General features: G+C 38.3%; 24 protein-coding genes. 4 read left to right on the forward strand and 20 right to left on the reverse strand.

Annotated features, from left to right (window positions below; all coding sequences use genetic code 11):
- Nucleotides 1-89: 89 nt before the first annotated feature.
- The 18 genes from rplF to CJ191_RS00705 all read right to left on the reverse strand — a co-directional run bounded on the left by rplF (nt 90) and on the right by CJ191_RS00705 (nt 8,468).
- A complete protein-coding gene (gene rplF, locus CJ191_RS00620; protein WP_070466747.1) occupies nt 90-626 on the reverse strand; it encodes a 50S ribosomal protein L6 in 537 nt (178 codons plus the stop codon).
- A gap of 46 nt (nt 627-672) precedes the next feature.
- On the reverse strand, nt 673-1,071 hold the full coding sequence (gene rpsH / locus CJ191_RS00625; RefSeq protein ID WP_070466749.1) for a 30S ribosomal protein S8: 399 nt from the start codon (nt 1,069-1,071) through the stop codon (nt 673-675).
- A 36-nt stretch (nt 1,072-1,107) separates the two neighbouring features.
- Nucleotides 1,108-1,293 (reverse strand): type Z 30S ribosomal protein S14, encoded by a 186-nt coding sequence (locus CJ191_RS00630; protein WP_004262592.1) that lies wholly within the window; start codon nt 1,291-1,293, stop codon nt 1,108-1,110.
- A 27-nt stretch (nt 1,294-1,320) separates the two neighbouring features.
- Nucleotides 1,321-1,863: a 50S ribosomal protein L5 gene (gene rplE, locus CJ191_RS00635; protein ID WP_070466750.1), complete on the reverse strand. Its 543-nt coding sequence runs from the start codon at nt 1,861-1,863 to the stop codon at nt 1,321-1,323.
- The gene (gene rplX, locus CJ191_RS00640) at nt 1,863-2,201 is read right to left on the reverse strand and encodes a 50S ribosomal protein L24 (RefSeq protein ID WP_102198652.1); all 339 of its coding nucleotides are present in this window, start codon (nt 2,199-2,201) and stop codon (nt 1,863-1,865) included. The genes rplE and rplX overlap by 1 nt, the downstream gene beginning before the upstream one ends.
- 32 nt (nt 2,202-2,233) lie before the next feature.
- Nucleotides 2,234-2,602 carry a 50S ribosomal protein L14 gene (rplN, locus tag CJ191_RS00645; protein ID WP_070466754.1) on the reverse strand — a complete coding sequence of 123 codons (369 nt, stop codon included), beginning with the start codon at nt 2,600-2,602 and terminating at the stop codon, nt 2,234-2,236.
- Nucleotides 2,603-2,629: 27 nt separating this feature from the next.
- Complete coding sequence (rpsQ, locus tag CJ191_RS00650; protein ID WP_004262572.1) at nt 2,630-2,893, reverse strand: 30S ribosomal protein S17; 264 nt, start codon at nt 2,891-2,893, stop codon at nt 2,630-2,632.
- Between the two features lie 29 nt (nt 2,894-2,922).
- Complete coding sequence (rpmC, locus tag CJ191_RS00655; RefSeq protein ID WP_070466755.1) at nt 2,923-3,114, reverse strand: 50S ribosomal protein L29; 192 nt, start codon at nt 3,112-3,114, stop codon at nt 2,923-2,925.
- Nucleotides 3,107-3,535, reverse strand: coding sequence for a 50S ribosomal protein L16 (gene rplP / locus CJ191_RS00660; protein ID WP_070466757.1), 429 nt, complete (start codon nt 3,533-3,535; stop codon nt 3,107-3,109). The genes rpmC and rplP overlap by 8 nt, the downstream gene beginning before the upstream one ends.
- Before the next feature lie 3 nt (nt 3,536-3,538).
- On the reverse strand, nt 3,539-4,189 hold the full coding sequence (rpsC, locus tag CJ191_RS00665; protein WP_070466758.1) for a 30S ribosomal protein S3: 651 nt from the start codon (nt 4,187-4,189) through the stop codon (nt 3,539-3,541).
- Nucleotides 4,190-4,192: 3 nt separating this feature from the next.
- The gene (rplV, locus tag CJ191_RS00670) at nt 4,193-4,549 is read right to left on the reverse strand and encodes a 50S ribosomal protein L22 (protein WP_070466760.1); all 357 of its coding nucleotides are present in this window, start codon (nt 4,547-4,549) and stop codon (nt 4,193-4,195) included.
- A gap of 21 nt (nt 4,550-4,570) precedes the next feature.
- Complete coding sequence (gene rpsS / locus CJ191_RS00675; RefSeq protein ID WP_004262557.1) at nt 4,571-4,849, reverse strand: 30S ribosomal protein S19; 279 nt, start codon at nt 4,847-4,849, stop codon at nt 4,571-4,573.
- Nucleotides 4,850-4,886: 37 nt separating this feature from the next.
- Nucleotides 4,887-5,720 (reverse strand): 50S ribosomal protein L2, encoded by an 834-nt coding sequence (rplB, locus tag CJ191_RS00680; RefSeq protein ID WP_070466761.1) that lies wholly within the window; start codon nt 5,718-5,720, stop codon nt 4,887-4,889.
- A gap of 21 nt (nt 5,721-5,741) precedes the next feature.
- The gene (gene rplW, locus CJ191_RS00685; RefSeq protein WP_102198653.1) at nt 5,742-6,032 is read right to left on the reverse strand and encodes a 50S ribosomal protein L23; all 291 of its coding nucleotides are present in this window, start codon (nt 6,030-6,032) and stop codon (nt 5,742-5,744) included.
- Nucleotides 6,032-6,655: a 50S ribosomal protein L4 gene (rplD, locus tag CJ191_RS00690; RefSeq protein ID WP_070466765.1), complete on the reverse strand. Its 624-nt coding sequence runs from the start codon at nt 6,653-6,655 to the stop codon at nt 6,032-6,034. The genes rplW and rplD overlap by 1 nt, the downstream gene beginning before the upstream one ends.
- A gap of 23 nt (nt 6,656-6,678) precedes the next feature.
- A complete protein-coding gene (gene rplC, locus CJ191_RS00695; RefSeq protein ID WP_070466767.1) occupies nt 6,679-7,314 on the reverse strand; it encodes a 50S ribosomal protein L3 in 636 nt (211 codons plus the stop codon).
- A 65-nt stretch (nt 7,315-7,379) separates the two neighbouring features.
- A complete protein-coding gene (gene rpsJ / locus CJ191_RS00700) occupies nt 7,380-7,688 on the reverse strand; it encodes a 30S ribosomal protein S10 (RefSeq protein ID WP_016896561.1) in 309 nt (102 codons plus the stop codon).
- Nucleotides 7,689-8,060: 372 nt separating this feature from the next.
- Complete coding sequence (locus CJ191_RS00705) at nt 8,061-8,468, reverse strand: SseB family protein (protein ID WP_102198654.1); 408 nt, start codon at nt 8,466-8,468, stop codon at nt 8,061-8,063.
- Nucleotides 8,469-8,782: 314 nt separating this feature from the next.
- Between CJ191_RS00705 and CJ191_RS00710 the strand changes: the two genes are divergently transcribed.
- The 4 genes from CJ191_RS00710 to CJ191_RS00725 all read left to right on the forward strand — a co-directional run bounded on the left by CJ191_RS00710 (nt 8,783) and on the right by CJ191_RS00725 (nt 12,889).
- On the forward strand, nt 8,783-9,625 hold the full coding sequence (locus tag CJ191_RS00710) for an SAM hydrolase/SAM-dependent halogenase family protein (protein ID WP_102198655.1): 843 nt from the start codon (nt 8,783-8,785) through the stop codon (nt 9,623-9,625).
- A 66-nt stretch (nt 9,626-9,691) separates the two neighbouring features.
- Nucleotides 9,692-10,246 carry an ECF-type riboflavin transporter substrate-binding protein gene (locus CJ191_RS00715; protein WP_102198656.1) on the forward strand — a complete coding sequence of 185 codons (555 nt, stop codon included), beginning with the start codon at nt 9,692-9,694 and terminating at the stop codon, nt 10,244-10,246.
- Between the two features lie 14 nt (nt 10,247-10,260).
- A complete protein-coding gene (locus CJ191_RS00720; protein ID WP_102198657.1) occupies nt 10,261-12,060 on the forward strand; it encodes an ABC transporter ATP-binding protein in 1,800 nt (599 codons plus the stop codon).
- Complete coding sequence (locus CJ191_RS00725) at nt 12,050-12,889, forward strand: energy-coupling factor transporter transmembrane component T family protein (RefSeq protein WP_102198658.1); 840 nt, start codon at nt 12,050-12,052, stop codon at nt 12,887-12,889. The genes CJ191_RS00720 and CJ191_RS00725 overlap by 11 nt, the downstream gene beginning before the upstream one ends.
- A gap of 89 nt (nt 12,890-12,978) precedes the next feature.
- Here the strand turns inward: CJ191_RS00725 and CJ191_RS00730 are convergent, their stop codons facing one another.
- A complete protein-coding gene (locus tag CJ191_RS00730; RefSeq protein ID WP_102198659.1) occupies nt 12,979-14,391 on the reverse strand; it encodes a glycosyltransferase family 2 protein in 1,413 nt (470 codons plus the stop codon).
- On the reverse strand, nt 14,381-15,349 hold the full coding sequence (locus CJ191_RS00735; RefSeq protein WP_102198660.1) for a HEAT repeat domain-containing protein: 969 nt from the start codon (nt 15,347-15,349) through the stop codon (nt 14,381-14,383). The genes CJ191_RS00730 and CJ191_RS00735 overlap by 11 nt, the downstream gene beginning before the upstream one ends.
- Nucleotides 15,350-15,380: the final 31 nt, after the last annotated feature.

Below are 15,380 nucleotides of genomic sequence, written 5' to 3' on the forward strand. Positions count from 1 at the left end.
TTTGTTAGATTTGTTAGGATGACATCGTCACCCTTAGTTTATATATAATTTGGATACAAGTAAAAGGAAATAATTGTAAAACATTACAATTATTTACCAGTTTTACCTTCTTTACGACGAATGTATTCGCCAACGTAGTGAATACCTTTACCTTTATATGGCTCTGGTAAACGAGTTGAGCGGATATTCGCTGCTAATTCACCAACAACTTCTTTGTTGATACCTTTTACGTTAATTGTAGTATTTGTTGGTACTTCAATTTCAACGCCTTCTGGCGCTACAAATTCAACTGGGTGAGATAAACCAACGTTTAAAGTTAATTTGTTACCTGCTAATTGTGCACGGTAACCAACACCAGTCATTTCAAGTTTCTTTTCAAATCCTTCAGAAACTCCAACAACCATGTTGTTTACTAATGCACGAGTAGTTCCGTGAATAGAACGTACATCTTTCTGATCATTTGGACGAGTGAAAGTAATTTCTTTTTCGCCGATTTGAACATCAATTACAGGGTTGAACTCACGTGATAATTCGCCTTTAGGGCCTTTAACAGTGATAGTTGAACCAGCTTTTTCTACGGTTACGTTACTAGGAATCTCGATAACTTTATTACCAATACGACTCATCTAGACTGCACCTGCCTTTCAATAATGTTGTTTTTATTTTTATTAATTACCAAACGTAAGCTAAAACTTCGCCACCGATGTTTTTAGCACGAGCTGCTTTATCAGTAATAACACCTTCAGATGTTGAAACTAATGCAGTACCTAAGCCATTTAAAACTTTAGGAATTTGATCACTTTTCGCGTATACACGTAAACCAGGTTTAGAGATACGTTTTAAGTTTGTGATTACTCGTTGGTTATCGTTAGTGTATTTCATGAACACACGGATAACATTTTGTTTATCATCTTCGATGATTTCGTAATCTTTGATATATCCTTCTTCTTTAAGGATAGCAGCAATATTTTCTTTGATTTTTGATGATGGACTTTCGAATGATTCGTGGCGCACCATGTTGGCGTTACGAATACGTGTTAAAAAGTCCGCAATTGGATCAGTCATGACCATTACGAGTACACCCTCCTTTACTTAATTACCAGCAATTTACCAGCTTGCTTTTTTGACTCCAGGAATTTCCCCTTTATAGGCAAGTTCACGAAGGCAAATACGGCATAATTTAAATTTACGGTAAACTGAATGTGGGCGTCCACAACGTTCACAACGAGTATATTCTTGAGTAGAATATTTAGCTGGTTTCTTGTTCTTTTCGATCATTGATTTTTTTGCCAAATTACTCACGCCTCCTTCAAGACTTTATTATTTTTGGAATGGCATTCCTAGTTGCGTTAATAATTCTAATGATTCTTCGTCAGATTCTGCAGTTGTAACAATTACGATGTCCATACCACGAACTTTTGATACTTTATCAAAGTCGATTTCTGGGAAGATCAATTGTTCACGGATACCTAAAGTATAGTTACCACGTCCATCGAATGAGCGGTTGCTGATACCACGGAAGTCACGTACACGAGGTAGTGAAACTGTTACTAATTTATCGAAGAATTCATACATACGTTCACCACGTAAAGTAACTTTAGTACCGATTGGCATACCATCACGTAAACGGAAACCAGCGATTGATTTCTTAGCAGTTGTAATAACTGGTTTTTGACCAGAAATTAATGTTAATTCTTCAACAGCGTTTTCTAAGTTTTTCGCGTTAGATACTGCATCACCAACACCCATATTGATAACGATTTTATCTAATTTAGGTGCTTGCATGATTGAGCTATAGTTAAATTTTTCAATCAATGATGGTACTACTTCATTTTTATATTTTTCTTGTAGACGATTAGTCATTATTCAGCGTCCTCCTCTCCTGATACTGCTTCAGCGATTACTTCGCCTGATTTTTTCGCTACTCGAACACGTTTACCATCTTTTTCTTGGTAACCAACACGTGTTGCTTCGCCTGTTTTAGGATCTACTAGTTGTACGTTAGATACATGAATAGGTGCTTCAACTTCAATGATACCGCCTTGAGGGTTCATTTGAGTTGGACGTTGATGTTTTTTCACGATGTTTACACCTTCAACAACAACTTTGTCTGCTTTTGGCAAAGCTTGTTTTACACGACCTTGTTTGCCTTTATCTTTACCGGCAATAACGATAACTGTGTCATTTGCTTTTATTTTCATTTAAACGGGCACCTCCTTATTTTCTTCAGATTTTAGATTACTTCTGGAGCTAATGAAATAATACGCATATAGTTGTTGTCACGTAATTCACGTGCAACTGGACCAAAGATACGTGTTCCACGAGGAGATTTATCGTCACGAATAATTACACATGCATTTTCGTCGAATTTGATGTAAGAACCATCTGGACGACGAACGCCGCTCTTAGTACGAACGATAACTGCTTTAACTACATCACCTTTTTTGACAACTCCACCTGGTGTTGCATTTTTTACAGTTGCCACGACAACATCACCAATGTTTGCAGTTTTACGACCAGATCCGCCTAATACTTTAATCGTTAGGACTTCACGTGCGCCTGAGTTATCTGCTACTTTTAAACGAGTTTCTGATTGAATCATTTATAGAGTACCTCCTTCCAGTTGTTATTAAATAATGATTGATTCTTCAACGATTTCAACAAGACGGAAGTATTTGTCTTTTGATAATGGACGAGTTTCCGCGATGCGAACGATGTCACCCATTTTTGCTGAATTGTTTTCATCATGTGCTTTGTATTTTTTAGAATATTTTATACGTTTACCGTACGTTGGATGGAATTTGAAAGTATCAACTTGGACAGTGATTGTTTTCTCCATTTTGTCAGAAACAACACGACCTTGTAACACTTTACGGTTATTACGTTCTTCCATGGACAGGTTTCCTCCTTTACTGAATTTTCTTACGCTTCTTGATTACGTAACGCAGTTTTTACACGTGCGATATCTTTACGAACAGCTTTAATACGAGCTGTGTTTTCTAATTGACCAGTTGCCAATTGGAATCTTAAGTTGAATAATTCTTGACGAAATTCTTGTTCTTTAGCAGTAAGTTCAGCAGTGGAAAGATCTTTAATATCTGTAAATTTAGTCATTAGATTCACCACCAATTTCACGTTTTACGATTTTTGTACGAATAGGTAATTTGTGAGATGCTAAACGCAATGCTTCTTTAGCGACTTCTTCTGGAACGCCGGCAACTTCAAATAAGATTTTACCACGCTTAACTGGAGATACCCAACCTTCAGGAGCACCTTTACCAGAACCCATACGAACACCAATTGCTTTAGCTGTATAAGATTTATGTGGGAAGATTTTAATCCATACTTTCCCACCACGTTTCATATAACGTGTCATAGCAATACGAGATGCTTCAATTTGACGGTTTGTGATCCATGCTGAATCTAATGCTTGCAGACCGTATTCACCGTATGCAATTTCTTTTCCACCTTTAGCTTCACCACGCATTTTACCACGGAATTCACGTCTGTGTTTTACACGTTTAGGTACTAACATGTTTTAAGCCTCCCCTTGATTATTTTTTGTTGGAAGGATTTCACCACGGCATACCCATGTTTTAATACCGATTTTACCGTAAGTAGTGTCGGCTTCTTCCCATGAGTAGTCGATGTCCGCACGCAATGTATGCAATGGAACAGTTCCTTCTACTTGAGTTTCTGAACGCGCCATGTCGGCACCATTCAAACGACCTGAGATTTGTACTTTGATACCTTTAGCTCCAGATTTCATTGTGCGTTGAATTGCTTGTTTTTGCGCACGACGGAAAGCTACACGGTTTTCTAATTGTTGAGCAATTGACTCACCAACTAATTTAGCATCTAATTCAGGTTTTTTAATTTCTACAATGTTGATATGTACTTTTTTACCTGTACGGTTGCTTAAGCTTTTACGTAATGCATCAACTTCTGAACCACCTTTACCGATAACCATACCTGGTTTAGCAGTGTGGATGTTTACGTTAACTTTGTTTGCAGCACGTTCAATTTCAACTTGAGATACAGAAGCATCTTTTAATGTTTCAGCGATATATTCGCGGATATGTAAGTCTTCGTGTAAAGTATCTGCAAAGTCTTTTTCTGCATACCAACGAGCGTCCCAATCTTTGATAACGCCGATACGCATACCGATAGGATTAATCTTTTGTCCCATTAATTATGCCTCCTCTGCTGTTTTTACTACCACTGTAATGTGGCTTGTACGTTTGTTGATTCTAGAAGCAGCGCCTTTCGCACGTGGACGAAAACGTTTCATTGTCGGTCCTTCATTTACGAATGCTTCGCTTACTACTAAGTTTGCTGGCTCTAAGCCAAAGTTGTGTTCTGCGTTAGCAATTGCAGACATTAACACTTTCTCTACAGCAGGAGATGCTGAACGAGGAGTGTTTTTTAAGATTGCAATAGCTTCACCGACAGTCTTATTGCGGATTAAGTCAACAACTAAACGTGCTTTACGAGCAGAAACGCGAACTGTGTTTGCAGTTGCTTTTGCAGATGTAATTTGTTCTGCCATTCTTTATTTCCTCCTCTCAGATTAACGACGAGTTGTTTTGTCGTCAGCGCCATGTCCTTTGTATGTACGAGTTGGTACAAATTCACCTAATTTGTGACCTACCATATCTTCTTGGATATAAACTGGTACATGTTTACGGCCATCATATACAGCAATTGTTAACCCAACAAAGTTAGGGAAAATTGTTGAACGACGTGACCATGTTTTAATTACTTGTTTCTTTTGTGCGTCTTGTTGTGCAACCACTTTTTTCATTAAATGGTCATCACAAAAAGGTCCTTTTTTCAAGCTACGGCTCATATGTGTTTGGCTCCCTTCGCTATCCTATTTAATGTGATTACTTAGAGTTACGACGACGTACAATTAATTTATTGCTACGTGCGTTCTTATCACGAGTCTTAATACCACGTGCAGGTTTACCCCATGGTGTCATTGGACTTGGACGTCCTACTGGAGCTTTACCTTCACCACCACCGTGAGGGTGATCGTTAGGGTTCATTACAGAACCACGAACTGTTGGTCGTTTACCTGCCCAACGAGAGCGTCCTGCTTTACCTACGTTAATTAAGCTGTGTTGTTCGTTACCTACAACCCCAACTGTTGCACGGCAAGTACCTAAGATCATACGAACTTCACCAGAAGCTAGTTTAACCAATACGTATTTGTCTTCTTTACCTAACACTTGAGCGCTAGCACCAGCAGAGCGAACTAATTGTCCACCTTTACCAGGTTTAGTTTCAATGTTATGTACTGAAGTACCAACAGGGATGTTTTTCAATGGTAATGCATTACCAACTTTGATATCTGCTGATTCACCAGAAGAAATACGAGCACCTACTTGTAAGCCTTTAGGTGCAATGATGTAAGCTTTAACACCATCTATATAGTGGATTAATGCAATGTTAGCTGAACGGTTTGGATCGTATTCAATAGCTTTCACTACACCTTCAACGTTGTCTTTATTACGTTTGAAGTCAATGATACGGTAAGCTTGTTTGTGTCCACCACCGTGATGACGAACCGTAATGCGACCGTTGTTGTTACGACCAGCACGTCTGCTTTGTGATTCTAACAATGATTTTTCAGGTGTTGTTTTTGTGATTTCTGAGAAATCTGAACCTGACATGTTACGACGACCGTTAGTCGTTGCTTTATATGTTTTTATCGCCACGTGAATTTCCTCCTATCTTAATTATTCTGTTTCGTTTCCGAAGATTTCGATTGATTGACCTTCAGCAATAGTTACGATTGCTTTACGGCGTTTGCGTGTGTAACCAGCAAAACGTCCCATTCGTTTTAATTTACCGCGAACGTTCATGATATTTACGTTTTTCACGTCTACGTTGAACAATTCTTCGATTGCTTGTTTAACTTCTGTTTTGTTTGCTTTAACAGCAACTTCAAAAGTGTATTTATTTTCGTCCATTTTCAACATAGATTCCTCTGTGATGACTGGGCGAATGATTACGTCGTGTGCCAACATTATGCTAGTACCTCCTCTACGTTAGAAAGTGCTGCTTTGGTAATGATGACTTTTTCAGCGTTAACTAAGTCGTACACGTTAACATTGTTTTCATCAACTACTTTTACGTTTGGTAAGTTACGAGCTGATAATTGTGCGTTGTCATTGTCTTTGTTAATGACAACTAAAACTTTATTTTCAACTTGTAAGTTATTCAACACTTCTTGGAATAGTTTAGTTTTTGGTGTTTCGAATGCTAATTCATCAACAACGATGAAGTTGTTTTCTGCTACTTTATTAGATAATGCAGAACGTAAAGCTAAACGACGAACTTTACGAGGTAATTTGTAAGCATATGAACGAGGTGTTGGTCCGAATGCACGGCCACCGCCTACCCATTGTGGAGAGCGAATTGAACCTTGACGAGCACGACCTGTACCTTTTTGACGCCATGGTTTACGTCCACCACCGCTAACTTCTGAACGTCCTTTAACTTTGTGAGTACCTTGACGTAATGAAGCTTGTTGCATAATAACTACATCGTAGATTGCATTTTCATTTGGTTCAATTGCGAAGATTTCATCGTTTAATGTAATTTCGCCGGCTTGTGAACCATCTTGTTTAAATAATGTAATGTTTGCCATGAAACTGTTCCTCCTTCCCAATATTATTCAGCAGATTTAACTGCAGACTTGATTGTTACCATAGATTTTTTAGCACCTGGAACGTTCCCTTTGATCAAGATTACGTTGCGTTCTACATCTACTTTAACGATTTCTAAGTTTTGGATAGTAATTTGCGTACCACCAGTTTGTCCTGGTAAGTTTTTACCTTTGAATACTTTAGAAGCATCTGATGCCATACCCATTGAACCTGGGCTACGGTGGTAATGAGAACCATGTGACATAGGTCCACGCGCTTGTCCATGACGCTTAATAGCACCTTGGAATCCTTTACCTTTTGAAGTACCCGTAACATCAACGATGTCTCCTGCTTGGAAGATATCAACCTTGATTTCTGATCCAACTTCGTAATCTCCTAGCTCAACATCTTTGAATTCTTTAATGAAGCGCTTAGGAGTAGTTTCTGCTTTTGCTACATGACCTTTGTGAGGTTTGTTTGCCAATACTTCACGTTTGTCATCAAAACCAACTTGGATAGCTTCGTAGCCATCAGTTTCGTTTGTTTTAGTTTGTAAAACAACGTTTGGTTGTGCTTCGATAACTGTAACCGGTACTAATTCACCAGTCTCTGTAAAGAATTGTGTCATACCTACTTTTTTTCCTAAGATTCCTTTAGTCATGAGTACACCTCCGTATAATTTTTATTTAATAATTGGGTTAACGAATTTATTGCGATGATTCTGGATTATAATTTAATTTCGATGTCTACGCCTGATGGTAAATCTAATTTCATTAACGCATCAACAGTTTTAGGTGTTGGGTTAACGATATCGATTAAACGTTTGTGCGTACGCATTTCGAATTGTTCACGTGAATCCTTGTATTTGTGCGTTGCACGGATCACTGTGAATAATGAGCGTTCAGTAGGCAATGGAATTGGACCTGATACTTCTGCTCCTGTACGTTGTGCAGTATCAACAATTTTTGCTGCTGATTGATCTAATGCACGATGTTCGTAAGCTTTTAAACGAATACGAATTTTTTGTTTTGCCATGACTTTTTTCCTCCTCGTCATATTTTAAATTTGACTTGCTCCGTATGAATTACCGGCCACCCTTATGGCAATGGTACCGGGTGTGTCGCAACCTCATACATCACTGCTTATTGGTGTATCAACGTTTTCACGTGAATACTGTTGTTCCGTATAAAACGGCACCCAATTAGTATACAAAATAAAACTAGTCAGCGCAAGCTTTTTCTCGTATTTCTTTCAAAAAAATGCTTATTCTTCAGCATTTTTGTATGAAAGGCCTTTTTCAAGCTTATATTGTCAACGCTTCCTAGTGTGTCATTTCAAAAAATACTTTCCCAGTTGGTTGTCGTTTCTTAGCAACGCACCCTACTGTATCATATTCCAACAGGTACATTATACATGTTTAATCGCATACTGCCATATTTTTTGAATAATATCTTGATTAAATTTTGCTTTAGTTGTATTTGGATTTACGATAAAGCTATTTATTAAGTTATCTTTAGCCAGCACCATCAAGGCGATTTGTTTAAAAGTAACTTGTTCGACAGTTACATTTTGGCTTTCATCTATATATGTATTTGCTTGTGCCTCCTCAGTAAATGTTACTAACTCTTTATGGCCATCATCATTTTCATATGTGAGCCACACAGCTTGATCTGCTGGTGTTGTCTTCTGACGGATTGCATATAGGCTAGCTGTAGCCATCGTTGTGAGCAACTGTAAAGTGGTAAGTGGGTTTTGATCATCCTTATAAGCTGTTAATACTTCCAATAAACTTTGCTTTGGAAATTGTTGTGTCATGATATCCTCTCCCCGTTTTTTCTACTATATAACCAATGTAGTTTTAAGTTTACTAAATTATTGACTATTATCCTAATGTGGTGTTAGGCCATAAACTTTTTCTTCTATATATAGTATAGGATTAAATGCTCATAGTTTATATTTTACCAAAAGGCTGTTCAAAAATCATATACTAGCCTCAGTAATATTTTGCTATGCCTATCACCTTCGATAGTATTTAACTAGCTTAATTAGCTTTTCAAGGATTGTTAATTCGTATTAAATTGCGTATGATAAGCCTATAAAAGGATTTTTGATATACTGGAGGATACAAAATGACGAATAACTTTCTAGTTTTACAAACAGATTTCGGTTTGGCTGATGGTGCAGTCGCTGCAATGTACGGCGTAGCTTACACAGTTGATCCTAAGCTAACAATCGCTAATCTTACACATGAGATCCCTGCTTACGATATCTTTGCTGCCTCTTACCGTTTACTGCAAACTATTAAATATTGGCCTCCGCAAACTGTCTTCGTTTCTGTTGTCGACCCTGGTGTGGGTTCTGCGCGTAAATCAGTGGTAGCAAAAACGAAAACTGGCCATTATATTGTGACACCAGATAATGGCACCTTAACACATGTAGCAAATCATATTGGGTTAGAATCAGTGAAGGAAATTGATGAAATTAAAAACCGTTTACCCCATTCTGAAGAGTCACACACCTTTCATGGCCGCGACGTTTACGTTTATAACGGTGCAAAACTAGCCCAAGATGAAACTTACTATAATGATTTGAAAAATGAGATTGCCATTTCAGAGATTACTAGCTTTGAACTTGGAGAATTACGTCTTGTTGACCATAAAATTTATGGTACTATCGATATTCTAGATATACGCTTTGGCTCACTATGGACTAATATCCCTTCTAGTATGTTAAAAGAAGCAGGTATTCAAAATGGCGATACTATTTCAGTGACGATATATCATAACGATATCAAGCATTACCAAAACCACATTCTATTTGGTCATTCCTTTGCAGATGTTGCAGTGGGGGAGCCTGTAGGTTATATCAACTCGCTTTTAAACTTAGGCGTGGCTATCAACCAACAGAACTTCTCTGAAACATATGGCGTCGGTACGGGTATCGATTGGAACATTGAAATTAACAAAATTTAATTGCTAGGTATTAGCATTCATTGATAAGTGCTATTATATAGAAGAAATAAATGAGGAGAAAACATTATGAAGAATAATCAATCATCTATTACAAGCTTAGTAGCTATTGGTATTGGAGCAGCAGTCTTCTTTATTTTAGGTCGCTTTTTATCCATCCCAACTGGTGTACCAAATACCTCTATTGAAACAACTTATCCATTTTTAGCCTTAATGGCGACTGTCTTTGGCCCATTTGCTGGTTTATTAATTGGGTTAATCGGTCATGCTATTAAAGATTTGCTTACTTACGGTTTATGGTGGTCTTGGGTACTGACATCTGGTTTTACTGGTTTTGGCTATGGTTTAATCGGCCGTAAACTTAAAGTAAGCCAAGGTTTTTTCACAAAAAAAGATATCATTACCTTTAATATTGGTCAAATTGTTGTCAACTTACTAGCATGGGCACTTCTAGCGCCTGCCTTAGATATCGTTATTTACTCTGAGCCAGCCTCTAAAGTATTCGTTCAAGGTATTGTATCTGCTATCTTAAATACAATCGCAGTTGGTATCATCGGTACTTTATTATTAAAGGGGTATGCTAGTACTCGGACCAAATCTGGTAGTTTACGTAAAGAAAATTAATAGGAAGTTTTACTATGACGAATCTTGCAAGGAACAATCGGCCGGTGGACAGTAATCTGTCGCCGGCTATTGAATTTAAACACATCTCTTTTAAATATGCTAGTCAAGCAGAGAAAAACCTCACCGACATCTCTTTCTCAATCCAGCAAGGAGAGAAAGTTTTGATAATTGGTGCTTCTGGGTCTGGTAAGTCAACTATTGGTAAAATCATAAATGGACAGATTCCAAATACTTTCGAAGGGGATTTAACCGGACAGGTTTTGATTAATGGCGAAGATTCCGCCAGCAAGTCCATTTTCGACTTATCACTAAGCGTCGGTACCGTCCTACAAGACACTGACGCACAATTTGTCGGCCTAACTGTAGCTGAAGACCTAGCCTTTGCCTTGGAAAATGACCAAGTAAGCCAAGATGACATGGTATCTCATGTAAACACATGGGCTAATACTTTAAATTTATATGACTTACTCGACTATCCCCCTCAATCACTCTCCGGTGGGCAAAAACAGCGCGTCTCTATAGGTGGGGTCCTAATTGACGAATCCCCTATCGTCTTATTTGACGAACCCTTAGCAAACCTTGACCCTGCAAGTGGTTTAGCGACCATGGAATTGATCGCCAAATTAAATCAGGAAAAAGATTTAACAACCGTTGTGATTGAGCACCGGTTAGAAGAGGCGTTAGTTGCTGAATTCGACCGTGTACTCGTAATCGATAATGGTCATCTTCTTGCTGATATGTCCGTTGATGATTTATTGAGGTCAGAACTACTCAATCAAATTGGGGTACGACAACCTTTATATTTAGACGCCTTTAATTATGCAGGTGTACCAATCCAAGATGTCCCTCATTTAGGACGGTTTCGTTCTGATATGGTAACACCTACAGTAGCGAATAAGCTGTCTAAATGGATCGCTAGTAATGAAGAAACACCTATTAATATAAAGAAAGAACCTATATTAAAAATAGAAGATGTTTGCTTTTCTTATGATAGCACGCCTCTAATTTCCAATTTAGAGTTGACCATTCATGCAGGTGAAATGATTTCTATTGTTGGGACAAATGGCGCTGGTAAATCTACCCTAGCGAAACTGATTTGTGGCTTTGAGCGGCCAGATTCAGGACAGATAACCCTTTTCCAGGAGGATTTAGACGGATTATCAATTAAGGAAATTGCGGATTCTGTCGGCTACGTGATGCAGAACCCCAATTTGATGATCTCGAAGAACATTTTATTCGATGAGGTAGCATCTGGACTAATCAACCGTGGCTTGTATGCGGATAATGCAAATGGTTTAGCTGAAAAAGTGGCTGATGCCTTGCGAATTTGCGGCTTATATCCATACAGGAATTGGCCAATTTCGGCCTTGTCTTATGGGCAAAAACGACGGGCAACAATTGCGAGTATTTTAGTGTTAGATCCAAAAGTTTTAATTTTAGATGAACCAACAGCAGGCCAAGATTATAACCATTATACTGATATGATGCGATTTATCGAGGGTTTAAACCGAGATCAAGGGATTACGATTCTGATGATTACCCACGATATGCATTTGATTCAGGAGTATACCAACCGGACGATTGTCTTCCACGAGGGTCATGTTGTGGGTGATATGCGTCCAGCTGCGGTCTTAACGGATGAAAACTTGATAGACCAAGCCCATTTAGCCCCTACTTCCTTGTATGATTTAGGGCAAGTGGTGGATGAGATTGAAGCGAGGGACTTTATCGACCGGTTCATCCAGTTCGAACGTCAGACTCAGCGAGATGGACAAGCGAGTGTATGGGGTGGAGGTGAGAACGATGGCGAATAAACAAGGTCAAAGTTTTGGGTATATCAAGAAGGAATCACCCTTGCACCGCTTATCTGGTGCGACAAAATTAATCGCCTTCATCTTGCTGTCTGTCATCGCCATGACATCTTATGACACACGGTTTTTAGTAGGCTTAGCTGTCTTATCACTAGTTCTCTTCTATATTTCTAAGATTCAATGGACTGAAGTGTCTACAGTCGTCTATTTCATTTTAATCTTCTCAGTATTGAACTTAGTGACTGTCTATATCTTCGAACCTGAATATGGGGTCAATTTATACCAGTCGCGAACTGTTATCTGGGAAGGGGTTGGCCGCTATTCTCTCACTTGGGAGCAAGTCTTCTATGAATTCAACTTGATGATTAAGTATTTCTCGACGATTCCATTAGCCTTAATCTTCATGTTGACCACTAACCCAAGTGAATTTGCTTCTTCCTTAAATCGAATTGGCGTGTCTTACCGAATTTCATATGCAGTTTCGTTAGCCCTACGGTATATACCAGATATCCAGAACCAATTCTTCGCAGTAAGACAAAGCCAACAGGCACGAGGCATTGAGATGTCTAACAAGGCTGGCTTGACTGAAAGAGTGAAACGGTCGGCACAAGTGATTATGCCCCTCATATTTTCTTCATTAGATCGGATTGAAGTAATCAGCCAAGCCATGGAGTTACGACGGTTTGGTAAAGGTAACAAACGGACTTGGTACCGGGCCCGTCCATTTATGAAGGCAGATATCATCGCCTTGATTGTGACAGGATTTTTAGTTGTACTTGGATTATGGTTGTTTAGAGTTAACCAAGGCCGGTTTTATAATCCTTTTCATTAAAATGAAAAAACAGGTAAGTTAGAATTTGTCTCTAACTTACCTGGTTTTTTTGTATATCAAGATTCATCTTGTTAGCTTAAAGTTAAACCCTAGTCATTTACGCTCTGGTCTTTAATAGTGCCACGTTCAATTGGTGCCCACGAATGTAGTTTTGCATGATAAGTGAATACCGAATATAATCGTACCCACAATAAGTAAGGTCTGAAGAAGACGGCATCCAAAGTCGCCACAAAGAAAGCTTTCGCAACTTCTCCGGGATAACGTTTGTAATCTTGAATAAAGTATCGCCCAACAAAGAAGGCCATAGTCTGAAACAAATTGAATATGAAGTATAGGCCTGTTAATATCAGCATCATCGGAATATTGATTATCCCTAAGTAAAGACCTAGGATGATGATAAATAAACCAAGCAGTTCAATAAACGGCGCTAAAAGTTCATACATCAAAAAGTACGGGTAAGATAACAAGCCTAGTAAGCCATAATTTGGATTTAGAAGAATAGATTTATGGGCCCACATCGTTTGCATCAAACCACGATGCCAACGAGCACGTTGTTTCGCTAGGTCATCCATTGAGAAAGGCGCTTGCGTCCAACATACTGCATCTTCAGCAAAACGAATCTTATAAGGAATATCATTCTCGACATGGTGACGATGTAGTCGTAAAGCTAAGTCCATATCTTCCGCAACACTATTAGGGTCGTACCCATTGATATCAATTACTGCTTGTTTTTTGAATAAACCAAAACCGCCAGATATATTTAAATTTGCATTAAAGGCATCACTAGATATACGCGACCCCATAAATGCACGGCCGTATTCCAAGGTTTGCATTGCGGCAACCAAGTTTTTTGGTAAAGGTGTTTCTACTGGATAAGCATCTTTAAAGACGACATCATTAGCAATACCCAACAGTCCCCCAACAGCTACTGTACGATCATCTTCGAAGAATAATTGAATGGCATTCTTTAGCGCATCGGCTTGTAAGACCTCATCTGCATCCATCGATACGAAATATGGATATTCACTCGCATTAATCCCCGCATTTACCGCATCAGCCTTATTACCGCCATTAACTTTTCGGATCAGTTTAATGGTTTTTCCACCTTTCGATATGCCATAAACTGATTCGATCGGTTGGGAAGGTACTTGTAGGCGAATGGGGACATCATTTTTCACCATATTAAATCGTTCAATTACCTTCTGAGCAGTATCATCAGTTGATCCATCGTCTACTACGATAATTTCATAAATTTTATAGTCTAAATGCAGTAAGTTATCGATTGTTGTTATTATCGTTTCACTTTCATTAAAAGCAGGTACGACAATGGATACTGGGTAATAATACTCATGGTCTAATTGGTTCATCAATAGTTTTGTTTGTCGTCGTTTATAAAGTTTCACCATAGCCATGATGTTACCTATTAAGATATAAGTCATGTAAAAAATTAAGTAGCCTAAGAAAAACTTTTCTGAGATTTGAAATAACAGATCAATATTCATAACTTAATCCCCTTTTTTCATAATAATAGGTCAATTGATCAATCGTATATTGATCTTCACCTTCAAATACTGATGATAGTCGTTGTGGTTGATCTACTAATTTACTTAAAGCTTCAGCAGCGTTCCGACGTACATACCAATCTCTTGATGTAACATTCCTTATTAGTTGCTCGATCGTTTCTTGACCAGGATAGGCTATTAAAGTACTCGTTCCTACACCGGTACATGCTATATAATTCACATCATCATTATTAGCCCATGATAAGATATATGGATAAGCTTCTTCGGTCTCGATTTTTCCATAATATCTGAGTACAGCACATATATAATCAACATCTTCTGTTTCACCATCTAAGTATGGCAGCAAGAACTGTTGGAATTGTGCTGAACCCTTGATACGAGCAAAATCAATGATAGCAGTTTGATAATGCGATGACAACTGACTCCAATTCGTGTCTAGTAAGTGTAGTAACTCATCAAAGTCACCAGTAAAAGCTAATAGACTATCCGTGATTAATTTTGTATTTAAGGGTGTTAAATCTTCACGACTCAACTGCTCAAGTCCTTTTACCACTGAATGAGGATTGCCTAAACTAGTTAAAGCCGCAAAAGCGTGATTCTTAGAATATATTGACGATTGTAGAGGGATCTTCAATAGTATTGATTCCAACTCAGTCGTATCCCTGCCCTCTTGCCTAAATGGTAACTTACTCGTTGCATAGGCATAATAAGCTTTATGGGTTGAAGATTCTTTTAAATAGTACTGGCCGACTCTTAGCCAATCTTTGTATGACTTATCAATGAAATCTTTGATCAAATCATTATCTTTCTGGCTACCATTAAGTAATTCCTTAGCAATCTCCAAAAATACAATCATCTTCTTGGGAGATGTCACATCACGATAGAAAGTCTCACTGTCATAATTTAAACCCTTCACCTCTATAATCCACTTGCGCATCTCTTCTTTTTCCTTATCGCTTCTCTTAGCA

Source organism: Aerococcus viridans (genome assembly GCF_002871935.1).
In the GTDB taxonomy this organism is placed as follows: Bacteria; Bacillota; Bacilli; order Lactobacillales; family Aerococcaceae; genus Aerococcus; species Aerococcus viridans_B.